19 protein-coding genes and 1 pseudogene are annotated in these 20,022 nt (G+C 44.7%); 13 read left to right on the top strand and 7 right to left on the bottom strand.

Annotated features, from left to right (window positions below; genetic code table 11):
- Nucleotides 1–41 precede the first annotated feature (41 nt).
- A complete protein-coding gene (locus BBC0178_RS02420; RefSeq protein WP_078040313.1) occupies nucleotides 42–614 on the bottom strand; it encodes a DNA-3-methyladenine glycosylase I in 573 nt (190 codons plus the stop codon).
- 89 nt (nucleotides 615–703) lie between these two features.
- Nucleotides 704–2,206: pseudogene (gene xseA / locus BBC0178_RS02415) on the bottom strand (exodeoxyribonuclease VII large subunit); the annotation flags it as partial.
- A gap of 147 nt (nucleotides 2,207–2,353) precedes the next feature.
- Between xseA and BBC0178_RS12195 the strand changes: the two are divergent.
- The 3 genes from BBC0178_RS12195 to BBC0178_RS02405 all read left to right on the top strand — a co-directional run bounded on the left by BBC0178_RS12195 (nucleotide 2,354) and on the right by BBC0178_RS02405 (nucleotide 3,943).
- On the top strand, nucleotides 2,354–2,482 hold the full coding sequence (locus BBC0178_RS12195) for a hypothetical protein (protein WP_255519332.1): 129 nt from the start codon (nucleotides 2,354–2,356) through the stop codon (nucleotides 2,480–2,482).
- Nucleotides 2,483–2,913: 431 nt separating this feature from the next.
- Complete coding sequence (locus BBC0178_RS02410; RefSeq protein ID WP_078039091.1) at nucleotides 2,914–3,180, top strand: DUF6460 domain-containing protein; 267 nt, start codon at nucleotides 2,914–2,916, stop codon at nucleotides 3,178–3,180.
- A 352-nt stretch (nucleotides 3,181–3,532) separates the two neighbouring features.
- Nucleotides 3,533–3,943 (top strand): CAP domain-containing protein, encoded by a 411-nt coding sequence (locus BBC0178_RS02405; protein WP_149867403.1) that lies wholly within the window; start codon nucleotides 3,533–3,535, stop codon nucleotides 3,941–3,943.
- A gap of 111 nt (nucleotides 3,944–4,054) precedes the next feature.
- Here BBC0178_RS02405 and BBC0178_RS02400 read toward each other — a convergent pair whose 3' ends face one another.
- Nucleotides 4,055–4,840: a glycosyltransferase family 25 protein gene (locus BBC0178_RS02400; protein ID WP_078039089.1), complete on the bottom strand. Its 786-nt coding sequence runs from the start codon at nucleotides 4,838–4,840 to the stop codon at nucleotides 4,055–4,057.
- Between the two features lie 54 nt (nucleotides 4,841–4,894).
- Between BBC0178_RS02400 and BBC0178_RS02395 the strand changes: the two genes are divergently transcribed.
- From BBC0178_RS02395 to BBC0178_RS02385, 3 genes are all read left to right on the top strand, one after another.
- Nucleotides 4,895–7,399 carry a ligase-associated DNA damage response DEXH box helicase gene (locus tag BBC0178_RS02395; protein WP_078039088.1) on the top strand — a complete coding sequence of 835 codons (2,505 nt, stop codon included), beginning with the start codon at nucleotides 4,895–4,897 and terminating at the stop codon, nucleotides 7,397–7,399.
- Between the two features lie 46 nt (nucleotides 7,400–7,445).
- Nucleotides 7,446–8,111, top strand: coding sequence for a ligase-associated DNA damage response endonuclease PdeM (pdeM, locus tag BBC0178_RS02390; RefSeq protein WP_078039087.1), 666 nt, complete (start codon nucleotides 7,446–7,448; stop codon nucleotides 8,109–8,111).
- Nucleotides 8,112–8,189: 78 nt separating this feature from the next.
- On the top strand, nucleotides 8,190–9,305 hold the full coding sequence (locus BBC0178_RS02385) for a ceramide glucosyltransferase (RefSeq protein WP_078039086.1): 1,116 nt from the start codon (nucleotides 8,190–8,192) through the stop codon (nucleotides 9,303–9,305).
- A 27-nt stretch (nucleotides 9,306–9,332) separates the two neighbouring features.
- On the opposite strand, the gene BBC0178_RS02380 is transcribed toward BBC0178_RS02385, so the two are convergent.
- The 3 genes from BBC0178_RS02380 to BBC0178_RS02370 all read right to left on the bottom strand — a co-directional run bounded on the left by BBC0178_RS02380 (nucleotide 9,333) and on the right by BBC0178_RS02370 (nucleotide 12,357).
- On the bottom strand, nucleotides 9,333–10,130 hold the full coding sequence (locus BBC0178_RS02380; protein ID WP_188317758.1) for a TIGR02186 family protein: 798 nt from the start codon (nucleotides 10,128–10,130) through the stop codon (nucleotides 9,333–9,335).
- Between the two features lies 1 nt (nucleotide 10,131).
- Complete coding sequence (locus tag BBC0178_RS02375; RefSeq protein ID WP_077970428.1) at nucleotides 10,132–11,052, bottom strand: sulfite exporter TauE/SafE family protein; 921 nt, start codon at nucleotides 11,050–11,052, stop codon at nucleotides 10,132–10,134.
- 201 nt (nucleotides 11,053–11,253) lie between these two features.
- On the bottom strand, nucleotides 11,254–12,357 hold the full coding sequence (locus tag BBC0178_RS02370) for a hypothetical protein (RefSeq protein WP_078039085.1): 1,104 nt from the start codon (nucleotides 12,355–12,357) through the stop codon (nucleotides 11,254–11,256).
- Nucleotides 12,358–12,711: 354 nt separating this feature from the next.
- Here BBC0178_RS02370 and BBC0178_RS02365 point away from each other — a divergent pair, with 354 nt between their 5' ends.
- The 5 genes from BBC0178_RS02365 (at nucleotide 12,712) to BBC0178_RS02340 (ending at nucleotide 17,898) form a co-directional block, all read left to right on the top strand.
- Nucleotides 12,712–13,539 carry an ABC transporter ATP-binding protein gene (locus BBC0178_RS02365; RefSeq protein WP_149867402.1) on the top strand — a complete coding sequence of 276 codons (828 nt, stop codon included), beginning with the start codon at nucleotides 12,712–12,714 and terminating at the stop codon, nucleotides 13,537–13,539.
- A complete protein-coding gene (locus tag BBC0178_RS02360; protein ID WP_077970422.1) occupies nucleotides 13,536–14,327 on the top strand; it encodes an ABC transporter permease in 792 nt (263 codons plus the stop codon). Before BBC0178_RS02365 ends, BBC0178_RS02360 begins: the two co-directional genes overlap by 4 nt.
- A 28-nt stretch (nucleotides 14,328–14,355) precedes the next feature.
- Nucleotides 14,356–15,402 (top strand): ABC transporter substrate-binding protein, encoded by a 1,047-nt coding sequence (locus BBC0178_RS02355; protein ID WP_078040311.1) that lies wholly within the window; start codon nucleotides 14,356–14,358, stop codon nucleotides 15,400–15,402.
- Between the two features lie 89 nt (nucleotides 15,403–15,491).
- Nucleotides 15,492–16,322, top strand: coding sequence for an HTD2 family dehydratase (locus BBC0178_RS02350; protein WP_078039084.1), 831 nt, complete (start codon nucleotides 15,492–15,494; stop codon nucleotides 16,320–16,322).
- A gap of 595 nt (nucleotides 16,323–16,917) precedes the next feature.
- A complete protein-coding gene (locus BBC0178_RS02340; RefSeq protein ID WP_078039082.1) occupies nucleotides 16,918–17,898 on the top strand; it encodes an aldo/keto reductase in 981 nt (326 codons plus the stop codon).
- Here BBC0178_RS02340 and BBC0178_RS12190 read toward each other — a convergent pair.
- Nucleotides 17,886–18,011, bottom strand: coding sequence for a hypothetical protein (locus BBC0178_RS12190; RefSeq protein WP_257787875.1), 126 nt, complete (start codon nucleotides 18,009–18,011; stop codon nucleotides 17,886–17,888). The genes BBC0178_RS02340 and BBC0178_RS12190 overlap by 13 nt on opposite strands.
- Before the next feature lie 308 nt (nucleotides 18,012–18,319).
- On the opposite strand from BBC0178_RS12190, the gene BBC0178_RS02335 reads away from it, so the two are divergent.
- Complete coding sequence (locus BBC0178_RS02335) at nucleotides 18,320–19,069, top strand: electron transfer flavoprotein subunit beta/FixA family protein (RefSeq protein WP_077970412.1); 750 nt, start codon at nucleotides 18,320–18,322, stop codon at nucleotides 19,067–19,069.
- A gap of 22 nt (nucleotides 19,070–19,091) precedes the next feature.
- Nucleotides 19,092–20,021: an electron transfer flavoprotein subunit alpha/FixB family protein gene (locus BBC0178_RS02330; protein ID WP_078039081.1), complete on the top strand. Its 930-nt coding sequence runs from the start codon at nucleotides 19,092–19,094 to the stop codon at nucleotides 20,019–20,021.
- Nucleotide 20,022: the final 1 nt, after the last annotated feature.

The raw sequence follows: 20,022 nt of genomic DNA, 5'->3' as shown, positions 1-20,022 counted from the left end.
TAAGGGAATTTGCTGTTTTCAAAAAGTCGGAACCACATATTTTAACGGCAAAAACAACCTTCGATATGGTCATTGACGATACCGATGGATTGCATAAAAGCGTAACAGGTCGTGGGGCCAACAAAGCTCCATCCGCGTTTTTTCAAATCTTTTGACAGGCGGATTGAAGCCGGCGTTGTCGGATTTAATTTAAGCGTTGCATAATCGACATGTTCGAACCGTTCGGATTCGGGCGGTTGAAAAGACCAGAAATAATCGGCAAGGCTTCCCTTTTCTTCAACAAGTTTACGAGCGCATCTGGCATTGTTTACAGTCGAACGGATTTTTCCGATATGACGGACGATACCCGGATTTTTCAATAGTTCATCTATTTTTTCTTCGTCATAAAAAGCAATTTTGTTAAAATCGAACCCGTCGAATGAATTGCGAAAATTTTCCCGTTTTCTCAATATTGTCAACCATGACAAACCGGCCTGAAATCCTTCCAGACAAATTTTCTCGAACAAATGATTGTCGTCATAAACAGGTTTGCCCCATTCATGATCGTGATAGGCTAAATAGAGAGCATCTTCGCCCGCCCATGCACAACGGATTTTTCCGTCAGCACCAAGCATCAGCCCTTCTGCAAGAGCTTTCAAAAGAGATCTCCCTGATTGTCATCATCAATCGGATGGCGTTTTTGTTTTTTCGCCGGCTGGTGGGTTCTGCCGATTGCCGTTGCGTCAATCGTGTCATCAGAAAATCTGATTTTCAAAAACCCGTTTTCAGGAACTTCACGAGCATTTTTGACGATTTTTCCTTCTGTATCAAGAACCAGTGCAAAACCGCGCTCGAGTGTTTTTTCATAAGAAACCGAGTTTAACAACCGCGCCGCCATATCAATTTTCTGGCGTTGTTTTTCAACAATGAGCACAAAAGCGTTCTGAAGGCGCATGAAATAAAACAAACCTGCTTCCTTGGATTTGTCCATAATGCTTTCGGCAAGTCGCGGGGTGAAACTCCTTGTCACCGACACAAGCTTTTGTCTTTTGCTTATCGTTAATGCAATAAATGCCTGTTCCAGTCGCAAGGCCAAATGGTTTGTCTTTTGACGATTCTGGTTGACAAGATTGATAACCAGATGCGGTGAAAGCCCGCGCGCCAACAGATTGAAAACCTGTCTTTTCTTTTCTGTATTGACCGAGAGGGACCGTTCCAACCTGCTTGCTGCTTCGTCAAAACGGCGGCGCGGCAATGCAAGGAGCTGGTCTACAGAGGGAAGTGCACGCACTGCACTATAGAGCTTTTGCTTGCGGAAATCGAATTGGCGGGAAATTCCGCCCAATAATCTCGCATAAAGAGAAGCAACACTTGCCTCCAGTTCCGCTTTGACGGGAACTGCCATTTCTGCAGCGCCGGTTGGTGTCGGGGCACGTACATCCGCCGCGTAATCCACCAATGTCCAATCAGTCTCGTGGCCGACAGCAGAGATTACCGGAATGAGTGAAGAGGCAACGGCCCTTACAACAATTTCATCATTAAAGCCCCATAAATCTTCAAGACTGCCCCCACCGCGTGCAACAATAATAAGATCAGGCTTCGGAATCGGGCCACCTGTTTTCAAAGCATTAAAGCCTGAAACTGCCGCTGCAACCTCGGCCCCGCAGGTCTCTCCCTGCACACGCACCGGCCAAACAATAATATGAAGGGGAAAGCGGTCGGAAATGCGATGGATAATATCGCGGATGACGGCGCCCGTCGGCGATGTTACAACACCGATGACCTTGGGCATAAAGGGCAATAATTGTTTGCTGGCAGCGTCAAATAGCCCTTCGGCAGCAAGTTTCTTTTTTCTTGCTTCCAGAAGTGCCATCAAGGCCCCTACGCCCGCTGGCTCCAGATTATCAATCACAATCTGGTATTTCGATGAACCGGGATAGGTTGTGAGTTTACCTGTCGCAATGACTTCCATTCCCTCTTCGGGAAGGAATTTGAGTTTGCCCATGACGCCGCGCCAGATAACCGCTTCAAGACGCGCTTTATCGTCTTTTAGTGCAAAATAGGCGTGGCCTGAAGCATGCGGGCCTCTGTAACCGGAAATTTCACCACGCACACGAACATGTCCGAACCGGTCCTCGACCGTGCGTTTCAAGGCGCCCGATATTTCGGAAACCGTATATTCGACCGCATTGCTTGCAGCACTATTTTCAGCAAAAAAGTCACTCATATGCGCACATTATATCAATTCTTCCGGTTAATCCACTAGGCACAAATTAGGCTGACTTCAAGACGTTTTTAAAACCGCCACCATGCGATTGTCGGGAACAATTATTTGCGTTTTTCGTTTAACTTGAATGAACTTCGGGAGTAAAAAATGGGAAAATTACCTGTAAATCATGAGCGCGCAAGTGACGTTGCAAAGGAAGTAACACCACCTTTGAAAGGCGGGAAACTTGAAAAGCAAGTGGAAAAAGAAAAGTCAACAAAAAACAAAAAGCGTTAAAAACTTCGGCAAAGAGTGTCACCGTATTTTTCAAGCAGAAACTGCAATGATTGCAGAAATTATTACTAGTTCTGTGCCCTTCCTCGCGGCCAAGATTCTTGCTACATTCCACTCTGCTGTTTGTCGTTTTATCCGGCTGCCTTTATTCAGCTGCCTTTATTCGGCTACTTTGAGTGACGAAAACGGTTTTGCCGGATAAAGTGCAAGTTGGATCACAATTTTGCATCAAGATTTGCGATGGTTTCGAAACACTATTTATAGCGATCGGCTCATCCGATATTCAAGAAAGATAGTCGTAAGAAAAGCCGGATTTGGATAATTTGCTCGTTTGAGGTTGGTTGTTATAGTCTTGAGGTTGAAAAAACGCAGATTGAACTTTAAACCGTTGAAACCTATTTATGGTTTTGTTTTGCACCCTTGAAGGATAAAAAATGTCAAAGCCACTCAATTCATTTCTTGGAGATACTCCCGGACGCGTTGTTATAAAATTGCTGGTTTTTTCTATCCTGGTCGGCATCGTTATGACACTTCTTGGCTGGACGCCAATGGATGTTGTTTGGAAAATTGTGCATTTCTTTAACTCGCTTTGGTCAATGGGATTTGATGCATTCGAAAAACTGTTCAACGTGGTGATTGTGGGCGCTGCAATTGTGATCCCGATATTTATCATTATGCGCATCCTGAACCTGATCCGTTAATGGCTTCGACTCTTGATCCGTTTAGCGACTGCCCGCGTTTATATGAGAATAACCCATTGTTTTGATTATATAATTATATATTTTCAGCAAAGGCCAAATTCGCAGTTTTTCGATATCAACGATATAAAAGCTAAAAATTTTATAGCTTGCCCAAGAAATTCCATAAAAGCTTAATAGTAACTTTAGCGAGTTTATAATTTTCGGTGCATTAATGCGAACGGTGTGGTGGCTAACTATTGTTTTTCATAGTCACGAATTTTAAAAGACCCGTTGTTTTTATGAACCTGTTAAATTGTTGGGTGATATTTTGCTGACACGTAGAAATTTTTTCGTCTTTTCCAGCGCTGTTATCATGAGTGCAACGGGGTTAATACCCGCCTTTGCTGATGATGAAGATCCGACGAAACTGATCAACGCTTTGCGATCTCAAAATGGACAAGGACCGCTTCAACCCGACAAACAATTGGAAAAAATGGCACAGGATCAAGCCAATTTAATGGCTGATGCCCAGAAAGTTGCCCATACTGTCAGCTTCGGTAATGATTTTGTAACGCGTTTGCGTAAATTCGGCATTCATGGCGCGGCAGGCGAAAATCTTTGTGCTGGCCGGTCGACTGTTGCAGCGGCTTATAATGTGTGGATGAATTCCCCCGGTCACAGAAGCAATATGCTTTATCCGAGTTTCCATTATTATGGTCTGGCAAAAGCAACGTCTCCAAAACGGCCGAATTACGTTTATTGGGCAATTGAATTCAAACGTTGAATAAAGAAAAGACCTATGGCATCGGGCTTCATAGGGCAACTTTTTGAATATATTTTCGAATGATATTCGTATTCAACGATCAGGATATCGTTGACGATTGGTTTCATAAATTCAAGGTTTATATTTTACCCGTTTCCAATGCCCGTGGGTCAAGTAATTGACATAAATTCCCCATAGCCCGATTTTTGCGCGTGAGAAAAAACGTTTTATTTCTCGCCTTAACGTCTTGGATGCGACACGCTTACTTTTATTCTCCCGATCGATTTTTATGCGGTCATCTGAAAGTGTGCTGATCAAGCCTGCCTGACGTACAATTGCCGGATCGAGTTGCCACATTTCGAAGTGTTCGAATACATGACATTTCGGATTAAAAAGAAAATGGTCAAAGGGAAAGGTAATTTTTCCCATCATTGCGCAAAGTTTTTTCGCCGCCTGTCGTGAAACAATATATCCGGCCGCCATGATATGACGACTTTTCAACGGCGCAATTTGATAGCCTTCTTTAAGACTTTGGCTTTTTCCGAGCCAGACTTTTTTGTTATGGGTTTCGATTTTTATAATATCGGCTCCAGCCGGAATCCAAAGGTCATTATTTAAAAAATCGCCCGCGTCTCCCGACAATATAACATCATCTTCAAAAATCGCGGCAAAATCATCATCTCCGGCTGCTACTTTTTCGAGCACTGCCCTATGACTTAAAAAACAGGCGATTTCTCCGCGCGTTAGCGGATCCGGCCAAAGCTGGTTTCGTCTAACATCGGCAATGAATTTTTCATCAAGATGAAGCCCGTCTATTGCAGCAACGCGCGTAAAGCCGAGGTTCAAATTCCCGAATATTTTTTCAAGACGGTCTAAACGGTCTGGTGAACGATCAAGATTGATCACATATAGCTTCATGATAAATTTAACCGGGAACTTGGCGAATATAGTCACGCATATTAAATAGGTTTTATGGACGACGATCAACGCAATTCAGTTCAGCAAAATGAACTTTCTCTTTTACCTGACCGGTTTTACAACTGGTTTCAGAAAAAAGGATGGAGCTTGCGTCCGCATCAGGCTGAACTTCTAAAACGTTCGAAAAGTGGACAATCAACCCTGCTCATTGCCCCCACAGGTGCCGGTAAAACTCTTGCCGGTTTTTTGCCTTCCATGGTTGCACTTTCTCGCACGAAACATCATCAGCATCTTCATACGCTTTATATTTCTCCACTCAAAGCATTGGCTCAAGATATTGAACGCAATTTGAAAACGCCCGTTCAGGAAATGGGACTTGATATTGCAATTGAAACAAGAACCGGTGATACCCCCCAACATAAAAGACAGAGACAAAAGTTCATTCCTCCTGATATATTATTAACAACGCCGGAGCAAGTGTCACTCATTCTATCATCACACGAGGCAGAAAAATTTTTCGGCTTTCTTGATACTGTCATTTTGGATGAGCTCCATTCTCTTGTCACCTCGAAGCGGGGACAATTGCTTTCTCTTGCACTTGCCCGTTTAAGGACATTGCGGCCGGATTTGAAAACAATCGGCCTTTCGGCCACGGTTTCCGATCCCGATTCCTTGCGGCGTTGGCTGGTAAGCCAGAAACAGAAATCAGCCATGGCAGGGCTTGTAACTGTCGACGGTGGTGCCAAACCGGAAATTCGTATTTTACAAACAAAAGAGCACATTCCCTGGGCGGGACACTCTGCCCGTTATGCCGTGAAAGACATTCTTGACCTTGTGAAACGCGCACAAACAACATTGATTTTCGTGAATACTCGCTCGCAAGCCGAAATGTTGTTTCAGGAATTGTGGCGGATGAACGAAGACAGTTTACCGATTGCGCTTCACCATGGTTCACTTGATGTCGGGCAACGACGAAAGGTAGAAGATGCAATGGCCTTGAACAAGCTTCGCGCCGTTGTTGCCACCTCGACACTTGATCTCGGCATAGACTGGGGAAATATTGATCTGGTCATCCATGTTGGTGCTCCGAAAGGCGCGAGCAGACTTGCCCAGCGTATCGGCCGCGCCAACCACCGCATGGACGAGCCGAGTAAAGCGGTGCTTGTTCCGGCAAACTGTTTTGAAGTTCTCGAATGTCAGGCAGCACTTGACGCAAATTATATCGGCGCACAAGATAGCCCTCATTTAAGCGAAGGTGCTATCGACGTTCTTGCCCAACATATTCTCGGTATGGCCTGCGCCGGACCTTTCAATGCCGACGAGCTTTATCAGGAAGTCAAAACGGCAGAACCTTATTCGACACTCAAAAGAGAAATATTTGATGAAACATTGAACTTTGTTGCAACCGGTGGATATGCCCTTAAAGCTTACGAGCAATACGCAAAAATAAGGCGCACAAAAGATGGCCGCTGGCGTGTTTCCAACCCTAGAATAGCGCAGCAATACCGGCTCAATATGGGAACCATTATCGAAGCGGCCGAACTCAATGTCAGGCTTGTTAAATCCGGCAATATGAACGCAATGCGGGGCGGCCGGATGCTGGGACGCATTGAAGAAAGTTTTCTTGAAAGCCTGACAAAAGGTGACACATTCATTTTTGCCGGTCATGTTCTTTGTTTTGAAGGCATCCGCGAAAACGAATGTTATGTGAGCTTGTCGAAAAAACCGGAAGCACGTGTTCCAAGCTATATGGGGGGACGTTTTCCGCTTTCGACCTATCTTGCGGAGAGATTGCGCAAAATGCTCGCAAACCCGAAAGAATGGCATGTTTTGCCCGGGCAAGTGCAAAAATGGCTTGAACAACAAAAAATCTCGTCCATTCTGCCCGACACCAATCAATTATTGATCGAAACATTTAATGAAAAAAACCGGTCTTTCCTTGTTGCCTATCCATTCGAGGGGCGCCTTGCCCATCAAACACTTGGAATGTTGTTGACACGGCGCCTCGAAAGGGCCGGTTTAAATCCCGTCGGTTTTGTGGCTACAGATTATTCCATAGGCCTTTGGGCACTTGATGATATGGGGGAAGCCATAAAAGCCCGAAGCCTATCGTTAAAAGAACTTTTTTCCGAAGATATGTTGGGCGATGATCTCGAAGCATGGCTTGATGAAAGCTATCTGCTCAAACGGTCTTTCCGTAATTGTGCCATGATCGCCGGTTTGATAAACCGTCGTCATCCGGGGCAAGAAAAAACCGGAAGACAAGTCACTGTCTCGACCGACCTTATTTTTGACGTTTTAAGGACGCATGAACCAAATCATATTCTGCTTCAGGCAACGCGGCAGGATGCGGCACGCGGACTTTTAGACATCAAGCGGCTGGGTGATATGTTGAAGAGGATCAAAAATCATATTATCCACCGTCCGGTTGACAAGATGTCGCCGCTTGCGCTTCCGGTTATGCTTGAAATAGGAAAAGAAATGATTCCGGGAAGTGCGGAAGACAATATATTAACAGAAGCAGCGGAAGAACTTATTCATACCGTTCTTGAAAATTGAAGCGAAGACGTATTTGAACATAAGAAGCAAAATTGAAAGTTTCACAATGGTCGTCAACGGCGCTGAAATAATTTGCGATTTCAGCGGTGCGGCTTTTTGGGAAGCTGAAAATTTGCTTATTGTTGCCGATCTTCATCTCGAAAAATCCTCATGTTTTGCCCGTCATGGGCAATTATTGCCTCCCTATGATAGTGAACGCACACTTAAGCGTTTGAAAAATGTGATTGAAAAATATCAACCGCAAAAAATTATCGCCTTGGGTGACAGCTTCCATGACAATCAGGCTTCTACGCAACTGTCGGGGAAAAACCGGCAATTGCTTGAAGACATCATTGCCAACCGCGAGATGATCTGGATTGCCGGAAACCATGATGATGAAAAAACCGAGTTTGCCGGTCAATGGACACATGAAATTCAAATAGGTCCGTTGATATTTCGCCATGAACCACGCGTTGGCGCACAGAACGGAGAAATGGCCGGACATCTTCATCCCGCGCTTCGAATCTTCAGACGTGGAATGTCGGTTAGACGCTTTTGTTTTGCAAGCGACGGAAACCGGATGATTTTGCCGGCTTTTGGTGCCTATGCCGGAGGAATGGATCTTACTCACAAGATTTTTTCAAATATTTTTAAAAAATCAGAACTTATCGCATGTCTTTTAGGAAAAAATACTATTTACCCAATTCACCAAAGAGATTTCTTTTCGCGCTAAAACATAGATACTATTGTCGATTGTTACAAAAAAACTAAATCTGTCTTCTGTTTTTATTTGTCCGGAAGGTTTGAGGAAATGATATATTTTTCTATGATATTTCTTGGCCTTGCGATTTTGTGTATGTTCCTACACGTTTTTAGTTTTATTGTCGTTCTGTGTCGTCGTTTTTGGAAACCGAAAGGCATATTCGGTGAGGGTGAAGAAGAAAAAGTTACTATTTTGCGCCCTGTCTCAAATCTCGAATACGGACTGCGGCGCACATTGGCTTCAACTTTCGAACTCGATCATAAAAATTATGAAATAATTTTTTGCGTGGCAGACAAAAACGACAAAGCCATTCCGTTAATTGAAAGCCTGATTTTAGAATATCCCGATGCCGATGCAAAATTGCTGATCGGTAATGATAAAATTAGCGATAATCCCAAGTTGAATAATCTCGTCAAAGGTTGGCATCAGGCAAAATATCCGTGGGTTGTCATGACTGATAGCAATGTACTGATGCCTAAAACCTATATTGCAGATATTTTTTCCCGTTGGAGAAAGAACACCGGCCTCGTCGCCTCTCCTCCTCTTGGAACAGAACCGGAAAATTTCTTTGCTAATCTCGAAGCTGCATTTCTCAATTCCTATCAAGCACGCTGGCAATTAACTTCCGATACAATCGGAAACGGTTTTGCACAGGGAAAAACATTATTCTGGTTTCGCGATATTTTAAACCGCGCCGGTGGCATTGAAGCATTGAATTGCGAACTGGCCGAAGATGCCGCGTCAACAAAAATTGTGAGGGAACAGGGATTAAAAGTGCGTCTCACACCAATGCCATTTGCCCAACCTTTGGGGAACAAAAGCTGGCGAGCTGTTTGGCAACGCCAGATACGCTGGGCAAAACTGCGACGAGATTCATTTCCCTTATTTTTTTATCTTGAAATTTTATCAGGCGTTGTTTTCCCCGCATTATGTTTGCTTCTCTTCTGTTATCTTGGCGGCGCCGCCTACTCGCTCATTCTTTTTTATTTCTTTATCTGGTATTTCGTCGAATTTTCCATAACATCAATCGTCGGTTGGCCATTTTCTCTTTCGCAGGCTTTAGCCGAAATCGTCCGCGATTTATTATTACCGGTATTATGGCTATCAGCTTTTTCAAGTCGTGGATATGAATGGCAAGGTCATAACGTCAATATCAAGAAATAAGAGCGATGCGGGGATGCCGGAAAGCATTTAATCTTTACGGAATATCAGCCGCCCCAGAATGCCGGTGAAAATTGCTACAAAGACTGCAACAAAACCGTAATAGATGCTGTTATCCTGAGCAAAACGGTAAATTGCATAGGCTGTGTGGGCTTTAACAATTTCAAGTTCTGTTGACACTGTTTCCACAAACTCGCCATCACGAAAGAGATAAGCATGAATTGTATGATGACCAACGGGGATATTGGCAGGCAGCTTGAAATTTGCTGAAAATAGCGAAGCAGAGCCAAAGGTGACAGCTCCGATATTTTCACTATAGAGATGTTGATCGCGCTTGATCTTGATAAGTTCGTCACGGAATAATTTGAGTTTATCTGCGTCCCCTGTTTCTGCACGCAGCGGTACATATTCAAGCCCCACGCCCAATCTTTTATAATTGATCGGGCTGGTAATATCCCTGATTTCACGTGTGGTTGCCATTTCATAGGATTGCGGAACCGCTACAAATGTCAGTGCATCCGTATTCACCCATACGCCCAGTTTACGCTTTTTCTCGCGCATCACCATCGGCCGTATCGGACCTTCCATAACAACGATAATATCATAACGCCCCTGACGCCTTAGTTGAGGATCGGCATTTTCGAGAACACCTGCAATATAGACGTTGCGACCGGCAAAATTGGTATCAAGTGTAATTTCATTGGTCGTCACAATGATCTGTATATTTTCTTTCGGTGCGGCAGATGGTGTCGCTGTATCCGCATATGTCGTTTCACATGTCAGAAAGGCTGCCAGATAAACCATTATTGCGGCTAAAAATATTTTCATTTTACCCGCCGATAAAGCTTAGCGAAAAAAGATCGTCGGGACGAACAAAGAGTTCGAATGCAAGACGGGCACAAACCAGCAAAACAAGGATTGCAAGAAGCATTCGCAATTGTTCGGCTTTGAGCTTTCTACCTATCCTTGTTCCATAAGTTGCACCGATAACGCCGCCAACCATCAACAGAAATGCCAGCACAATATCAACCGATTGGTTGGTTATACTTTGTAGAATTGTTGTGAAGGCTGTAACAAAAGTAATCTGGAACAGAGATGTGCCGACAACAACATTGGTCGGAACGCGCAACATATAAATGAGCGCAGGAACCATAATAAAGCCGCCGCCAACACCCATGACGGACGAAAGTAGGCCTATAACAAGTCCGATGCCGAGAACCGGAATAATGCTGACATAGATTTTCGATGCGCGAAACCGCATTTTCAAAGGTAAACGCTGTGCCAGACTATGGTGTCCGGGACGGTGAACAATAACGGTTTTCCCCTTTTTTGCATTGACAATTGCCCGCCAACTTTCAATGGCCATAAGGCTTCCGACCCCGCCTAAAAGGATAACATATAGCAGGGAAATAATGAGATCGAGCTGACCAAGTTTACGCAGATAAGTGAATAATTCGACACCAAGACATGATCCCAATATGCCACCAACGACCAGAAGAATTCCGAGCTTGATATCAAGTGTCCCGCGTTTGAAATGTGTGAGAGCACCAGTCACTGACGAAGCAATAACCTGATTTGCTCCCGTTCCGACAGCGATAGCCGGTGGAACATTGTAAAAAATTAGAAGCGGCGTAATCAGAAAACCGCCACCGACACCAAACATTCCTGAAAGAAAACCGACAACCCCGCCCATGCCGATAAGAATCAGCATATTGAGTGACATTTCTGCTATCGGTAAATAAATACTCACATCTCTCACCTAACAGGAAAACGAACCTTTGTTTTGCCGGTTTCTGCTGTTTGTTTTGTCTCTCAAGGTTGATACCAGAAAAGCCACAACAAGTGTTAAGATATATATCTTATAATCCGAACACCGATTGTCACTTCCGCCGGCCTATTAAACATATCAAAAATTCGTCAATTCATGTCGTAAAACGATTTTTAAAGCCAATCAATGGAGCAATGAAACAACCGATGCATTGTCGAGCATAGCGAAATGCTCCTTCAAACCGTAAGCCAATGCCACCATCAATAAAAGCGCGCTCACACGTGTGATTGTCTTTTTTGTTTTGTTATCTCCATTTTGTGCGCGCAGGACTTTAACTTTTTCCTCATGGATTTTGACTGCTCGCCCACATTTGTTCAATTGCGTAACTGTTTCTGAATCGCATTTTTGAAGGTCTGTTTTCAACTTGCTATCACCAATTTCGCACTTTTGAAGACCGACTTCATCTTCACGCCCGTATTTATCAAGCTCTACAGGTGTTTTATTCAGCTCCGAAGTTTGTTCCGGCGTTTTTTTTTCAGCCAATATGCGAATAACCGGCTTGTCGAAAGATTTTTTTATCTCAAGATGATTTTGTCCGCTATCGGATGCAGGCAATTGTTGCGGGCTTGTCGTTGACAGAAGCTCTTCGTCCAAATGCTCGCTCTTTTCTTCATGCGCACAACTTGTTGGTGATTTATCATGGGCATCAAGTGTCGCCTGAAGGTTTGTGATTTGCCGCTGGAGTGAAACAAGTTGAACAGAAAACCGTGATGCAGCAACGGCTTCGCGCAATTGGCGCGAAATTTCCTGATTAGTTTTCCGGCTCTCGTCGGCCAAACTTTTTGTTTGTTCGGTTAGTTCCTGTTTCAAGCGCGAGTGCACTTCACCGGCAATGGCGTTCGTCAATGCCTGCCTGTCTTTCTCCGCGCTCTGTTCAAGCTCCTGTTTGTTTGCCTCAAGAATTTGCTCGATTCTGGCAAGATGACGAACAAGTTGGGACTGTTCGGTCTTTCTTGCCTCATATTCTTTAAGCAAAGCGCGTGCTATATCGTCGAGATAAGCCTTTACATCATCGTTATTTTTCTGCGGAAAAGGCATAACATTTTCCGACTTGACCGGCGCTTTCGTTTTCATTTGTTCATGAACCGACCGCAACCGTGCGGCAATATCCGAAAGTGTGATCTCTCGGCGCTGTATTTCCTGTGTATCTATTTCTTGTGGTTGATGTCGCGCAAACTGCTTTTCACCCGCTTCATCTGAAATAAGCGATAAACGATTCATATTCATTGCACGGCCTTTTACTCAAAACACGACAGACTGAAACATTCCGGGCTTTAAGCGCTTGATGCCTTCAAGCCCTTGTTATTCATAGCCCGAGTTTGGTAAATTTAGGCTTAACTATAAATGCAATCATGGTTTCGGTGATCAACGGTTTGTTTCCCGCTTTGAACGCACCTACAATGCTTTTTCAACAAGAGGCACCACGTAATTTTATTTCGTGTAAGGAACTCAAAATTTTTCATATTTTACTTGAAAAACGCGTTTTTATAATTTTTCTTTTATCCTGATAGCCGATGTGGCAAACGAAAAACCAATTGAAATGCGATTTGCTGCATCACAATGAAATTATGGAATAAAAGAATGCCTGAAGGAACAGAACAATATCAATCCGGCGCAATAACTCTTCCACCAGCCGTCAAACTCGATGATGTAAGCGTGGTTTTCAACAATTTCACGGCTGTAAAAAAGGCTGATCTTGAAGTACCGTCAGGACAGTTTTTAGCAATTGTCGGCCCGACCGGATGCGGAAAATCGACTTTGCTCAATGTTGCAGCAGGACTCTTGCCAGCTGCACATGGCACATGCGAGATATTCGGTCATCCTCTTTCAGGCATCAATCACGAAGCCGGTTATCTTTTCCAGTCTGATTCATTAATGCCGTGGAAAACGGCCATAGACAATATTGCAATTGGTCTGGAAATCCGCGGTGTCAAAAGACAGGATGCATTAAACCAATCCAGAGAATGGCTTGCCCGTGTCGGACTCCAAGCATTCGGCAACCGCTATCCGCACCAATTATCGGGCGGACAAAGAAAGCGTATCGGACTTGCACAGGTTTTAATCCTTAATCCCAAGCTTATTTTGATGGATGAGCCGTTCGGACCGCTCGACGCACAAACACGGGTTCTGATGGGCGATCTCCTTTTGAAACTTTGGTCTAGAGACCGCAAGGCCGTTATGTTTGTTACACATGATCTGGAAGAAGCAATTACCCTTGCCGATCGCGTTATTATTATTTCGGCGGGACCTGCCTCACATGTCAAAGGTGATTATCTCATCAATTTGCCGCGCCCGCGCAATTTACAGGAAATCCGGCTCACAACCGAATTTGCCGAGATCCACCGGACATTATGGAACGATCTTAAAGAAGAGGTGCTCAAAGCCTATGAACAAGGAGATAAATCATGAAGCGTCTGAAGATTTTTCTGTTACAGCTTTCGGTTGCTATTATCTTCTTCTTTCTGTGGGAAATAGGAACAACTGTTCCGCTTTTTAACGGAAAACCCGTTCTGCCGCCATTCTTCTTTTCAACACCGATTGATATTTTCAAACGCATTGGCCTTGATTTCCAGAGCGGTAAAGTCTGGTATCATTTATGGATTACGCTGCTTGAAACAATTTTGGCTTTCGCGATCGGTGCAGGTGGCGGCATTCTGTTGGGCTTCTGGTTTGCACAAAAGAAAATGCTGGCTGCGGTTTTCGACCCTTATATCAAAGCGGCAAATGCTTTGCCGCGCGTCGTTCTGGCACCGATTTTCGCGCTGTGGTTCGGGCTTGGCATATGGTCCAAGGTTGCACTCGGCTTTACACTTGTGTTTTTCGTTGTGTTTTTCAACGTTTACCAAGGGGTAAGAGAAGTCAATCCGACTATTCTCGCAAATGCCCGTATGATCGGCATGAACGAGCGGCAATTATTGCGCCACGTTTATCTCCCTTCTGCCATGACATGGGTGTTCTCTTCGCTTCATACATCTGTCGGCTTTGCTATGGTGGGGGCAGTTGTCGGCGAATATCTTGGCGCATCTGCCGGTCTTGGTTATCTTATTTCGCAAGCAGAAGGTGTTTTTGATGTCACCGGCGTTTTTTCAGGTATGTTAATTCTCACCATTTTTGTTATTCTGATTGATATTCTCGTCAGTATGATCGAAAAACGGCTTCTGATCTGGCGGGCAGACCCGCGTGACAAACAATCTTGAGAAAAAAGCAATCTTGAGGAGAAAGCTTATGAAATCCAGTTCCCATTTCAGAAAATTCATCTTTCGATTGGGTCTAATGCTCGCCGTTTTGTCCGTCACACTCACGGGAAATGCTTTTGCCAATGACGAACCGGAAAAGAAAGACATCACTTTAAGCGTGGGCGGTGCACCACTTTTCTATTATTTGCCCTTGGCCATTGCCTCGCAAAAAGGCTTTTTCAAAGAGGAAGGACTGGATGTCAAAGTGGTGGATTTGAAAGGCGGTTCACAATCGCTTCAGGCACTTCTGGGAGGGTCGGCCGATGTGACGACCGGCGCTTACGATCAGGTCATTCGTATGCATTCCAAAGGTCAAGATGTCCGTGCCGTGCTGGAACTTGACCGTTATCCGGCAATTGTGCTTGCAGTCCGCGCCGATCTGAAAGACAAGGTAAAAAAGGTCGGCGATCTTAAAGGAATGAAAATCGGCGTTACAGCACCTGGTTCTTCAACAAACAATTTTCTCAATTATCTGCTGGATAAAGATGGCGTCAAACCCGACGAAGTTTCAGTGATCGGCACCGGAGCCGGTGCAACAGCGATAGCAGCAATGAAACGCGGCGAAATTGATGCCATTGTCAATCTTGACCCTGTGATCTCGACCTTGATGCACGACAATTCGGTTTTCATCCTTGTCGACACAAGAACCGAAGCGGACATGGAAAAAATATTCGGCACACGCACAATGTCTTCCGGTGTCCTTTATACAAAAAAGGACTTTATCGACAACTATCCGAACACTGTCCAACATATCACCAACGCTTTCGTAAAAGCCTTGAAATGGTTACAAACAGCAACACCGGATGATGTCGCCAATGCTGTTCCGCCAGAATATATCGGTAATAATCGCGAAGTTTATCTGGAAGCCGTCAAAAATTCGCTTCCTTCCTATTCGCATGACGGCATGATTTCGAGAGGAAGTCAGGAAGCAACTTTGAAGCTTCTTTCCTATGACAAAACAATCGACGGAAATAAAATTGATTTGTCGCAAACTTTCGATGATCGTTTTGTCAAAAGAGCACTTGAAAACCATTAACATTTGAAAGCCGGATATGATTTATTATCCGGCTTGCTGTTGAATTGATTTTTTAATAAAAATCTCGAAAAACTGGCGGAGGAGACAAAGTGGCAAATTTTATCGATTGGGTAGGAAAAACAGAAACGATCGAGGATGTGATCGATTATGTGCTGGTGGGCCGCATGGCCGCCACACTTGGCACAAAGCTTCCCGAGAGAACAGGTCCTCTGCCACATTTATGGCACTGGATGTATTTTCAGCCAACGCTTTCCTTTCATTCATTAGGTGAAGACGGGCATCCCTCACGCGGAGAATTTTTGCCTCCTGCAGAAAATCTCAACCGGATGTGGGCTGGCGGAAGGCTGAAATTTTTCCACCCTCTTATTATCGGAGAGCCTGCAAAACGTATATCGACTATCCGTAAGATTACCGAAAAGCAAGGCAGAAGCGGAAAACTTCTCTTTGTAACTGTCGAACATAACCATATTCAAAACGGTGAAACCGCAGTTCTAGAAGAGCAGGATATCGTTTATCGGGAACCGACAAAATTTGTGAATAAAAAATCGACACCTTGTCCTCACGGCCAATGGTCAGAAACACATGAAGCCAATAGTGTCACTTTATTCCGTTATTCGGCAGTGACTTTCAATGCCCACCGCATCCATTATGATTATCCCTATGTTACTGATAAAGAAGGCTATCCCGGCTTGCTGGTACAAGGCCAATTACTGGCAACTTTAGCACTTCAGGCTTTCAAAAATGCCAATCCGGATACGAGACTATCAAGCTTTTCCTTCCGCAGCCAAAGGCCAATTTTTTGTCCGGATAAATTTATAACGGCCGGTCAAAAAACAAGCACCGGCAAAGCCGACCTTTGGGTGGGGAATGAAAACGGCATTGCACAATCAAGCAGCGTCGAATTCACGCTTGAACACTAAAATTCTTCTCCAAAATAGCATCTTTCAAGAGATCGGTTCTCTGAAGATTGCCGATCTTCCGCTCTCTGTCGGTCACATTTTTAATTTCATACCGGTTTTATGGTGATGACCAAGTTTGATTTGATATTCAAGCCTTACAATTTTCTTCGCTTTCTTACCTATTGCTAGAAAGAATTTTGGATTTGTTATCTCGAAATTATCAACTTTCCGCATGGCCTTCGGTTACCCGACTTATATCCGATATATGAATAGCATTCATAATAACATGCGGCTTTTCCCGTCTAAACAGCGCAATGAATTATGTTAGTCTCTTCAAGAACAGCCCGTGGAATTTCATTGGCGAAGCTTGAATGTCGCATAACACTTTTCGATTCAAAAACTCGTTCAAGCGTCCGATCTGATCGGCAAATTTTGTCAAATGACAAGGCGCGCTTTGCCAATCGATTTTTCCGTGAAGTTAATAGAAGCAAGAACAAGCGTGCAGAAAACCACGTGAAAGTGTGAGGACCGGTTTCGTCAGGAACTTTACGGAAGTTAGCCCATCCAATCAATCACACTCAATTTTCACGCAATCTGTCCTTAAAGAGAAAAATAAATGAAATATACTCATCTTGGTCGTACCGGTCTTAAAGTCAGCCGTTTGGCATTGGGGGCGATGAATTTCGGCTATCTAACGGACGAAAAAGAAGCATTCAATATTATGGATGCTGCCGTTGACAATGGCATCAATCTGTTTGACACAGCCGATATTTATGGAACGCGTCAATATCCGAAAATTCCGAAAGGTAGCGGAATTTCGGAAGAATTTATCGGCAACTGGATCAAAAACAGCGGCAAACGTGACCAAATTGTCCTTGCCACCAAGCTCTATCAACCGATGGATTATGGCGTAAACGATAGACACCTTTCCGCCTACCATATAAGGCGTGCTTGTGAAGCAAGTCTGAAACGGCTTAAAACCGATCATATCGACCTTTATCAAATGCACCATATCGACCGTGGAACGCCTTGGGACGAGATATGGGAAGCAATGGAGGTTCTCATCACGCAAGGGAAAATATCCTATGTCGGTTCGTCGAATTTTGCCGGTTGGCACATTGCGACAGCGCAAGGCAAAGCCATTGCACGGCATATGCTTGGCCTTGTCAGTGAACAGGACATTTATAATCTCAGAAATCGCGCCATTGAAACCGAAGTTATTCCCGCCTGCCGCTATCACGGTTTGGGATTAATTTTATGGAGCCCGCTTGATGGCGGATTGCTCGCCGGTGCGCTTGACAAATTCGAAAGTGGCCGTCGTGCCGATCTTGAAAATGTTGTTGCCGAACACCACGACCAACTCGTTGCCTATGAAGCTTTATGCAAAGAATTGAACGAAAAACCGGCAGATGTGGCGCTTGCATGGTGTCTTCATAATCCCGCTGTGAGCGCTCCTATCATCGGGCCCAGAACAAAAGCCCAATTGGAAGCAAATTTGAGCGCTTTAGATATTTCTTTGTCGGCAGAAACACTGGATAAACTCGACAAAATTTGGCCCGGCCCGAAAGGCGAAGCGCCCGAAGCTTATGCTTGGTAATCACTATCGAAACCGGATAGAAAAACCGGCACCGCCGACAACCTCTCTTTATCAGGAAAGGCGGCAGTGCCGAATGGTTTGACGGGACGTGTAAGGCGGTTAGGCAAACACATAGGTTCGCCGTCAAATCTTTTTCACTTTGAACATATTGATAAAAAAATTTTTATCTTTTCCGTTGATAACGGCCAAGCCCGTTTACTCCCATCAAATTATTAAAATCCGTTTTGATGATAAGCATCTTGAAAATATCAACAATTATGGCAAGCTCAACACTTGAACATCAAACTTTATCCGGGGTTGTCAAGTCCAACAAAAATTGGTTGGATTAAGCCGGTGTTAATTCTATACATTTGATTGTCGACCGAATAACATAACATAAGGGAATGGTAACGATTAGCGGTTCTAGCAAAGGGATAGGCCTATGAAAATATTGGTAGCTGTAAAACGCGTCATAGATTACAACGTCAAACCGCTCGTAAAAAGCGACGGGACAGGCGTCGAGCTTGCTAATGTCAAAATGTCGATGAATCCGTTTGACGAAATAGCACTTGAACAAGCTGTTCGCGAAAAAGAAGCCGGTCACGCAAGTGAAGTTGTTGCCGTGAGCGTTGGTCCGCAAGCTGCTCAGGATACATTGAGGACAGCTTTGGCGGTTGGGGCGGATCGGGCCATTCTTGTCCAGACTGATGAAGAAGTCGAACCGCTCACGGTTGCTAAAATATTGAAAGCGGTCGTCGAAAATGAGAAACCGGATATGGTTTTCCTCGGCAAACAGGCAATTGACGATGATTCCAACCAGACAGGACAAATGCTTGCAGCATTGCTAGGCTGGGGACAAGCAACTTTCGCTTCGAAAATCGAATTGAAAGATGGCGAAGCCGTTGTAACACGTGAAGTCGACGGCGGCTTGCAAACCGTAGCCGTCAAACTTCCTGCTGTAATGACCGCCGATCTTCGTCTTAACGAACCACGTTACGCTTCTCTTCCTAACATTATGCGGGCACGTAAAAAGCCGATCGAACAGAAAACTCTGGCTGAACTTGGTGTGACCAACAAACAGAGATTAAAAATCCTGAAAGTGGAAGAACCGCAAACCCGCAAGGCCGGTGTAAAAGTCAAAAATGTTGCCGAACTTGTCGAAAAATTGAAACAAGACGCTGGCGTCCTCTGAGCATCAAGGGAAGGATTTATTCATGACCATTCTTTTATTGGCTGAACATAATAATGTTGCCTTGTCAGAACAGACAGCAAAAGCTTTAACCGCAGCCCATGCTATCGGGGGGGACATTGATATCCTCGTTTGCGGGAAAAATGCACAAACGGTTGCTGAACAAGCTGCAAAACTCGACAATGTCCATAAAGTTCTTCTGGCAGAAGCCGACTATCTCGAACAACAATTGGCCGAACCGGTCGCTGCAACAATTGTTGCTGAAAGCAAAGATTATGATGTCATCATGGCTGCTGCCACGACCAACGGTAAAAATATTATGCCACGGGTGGCAGCATCTCTTGATGTCATGCAAATTTCCGACATTATCGAAGTTGTTTCGCCCGACACATTCAAACGTCCGATTTATGCTGGCAATGCTATCGAAACCGTCCAATCAACGGATGGGAAAAAGGTTATTACGGTTCGTACCGCTTCATTCAAGGCAAAGGCAGGAAATGGTACAGCACCGATTGAAAAAATCACGCCGGCAGCAGACCCGTCCCTGTCACGCTATGTCAGTGAAGAGGTGAAGAAGAGTGACCGGCCGGAACTCACTTCGGCAAAAATAATTGTTTCGGGTGGCCGTGGCCTCGGCTCGGAAGAAAATTTCATGTCCATTCTGCTTCCGCTTGCCGACAAACTCGGTGCTGCTGTGGGTGCAAGCCGTGCAGCCGTCGACGCCGGTTATGCCCCCAATGATTGGCAGGTCGGACAGACCGGAAAAGTTGTCGCACCGGAGCTTTATATCGCTGTTGCGATTTCCGGTGCCATCCAGCACCTTGCAGGCATGAAAGATTCACGCGTCATCGTTGCAATCAACAAGGATGAAGACGCACCGATGATGCATATTGCCGACTATGCATTGGTTGGTGATCTTTTCGACATTATTCCGGAGCTTGAAAAGGCGCTTTGAA

The sequence above is a fragment of the Ditibartonella apihabitans genome, assembly GCF_002007485.1.
In the GTDB taxonomy this organism is placed as follows: Bacteria; Pseudomonadota; Alphaproteobacteria; order Rhizobiales; family Rhizobiaceae; genus Bartonella; species Bartonella apihabitans.
The sequence above is the reverse complement of the archived record's forward strand: the minus strand, read 5'-3'. Positions and strand labels throughout refer to the sequence as shown.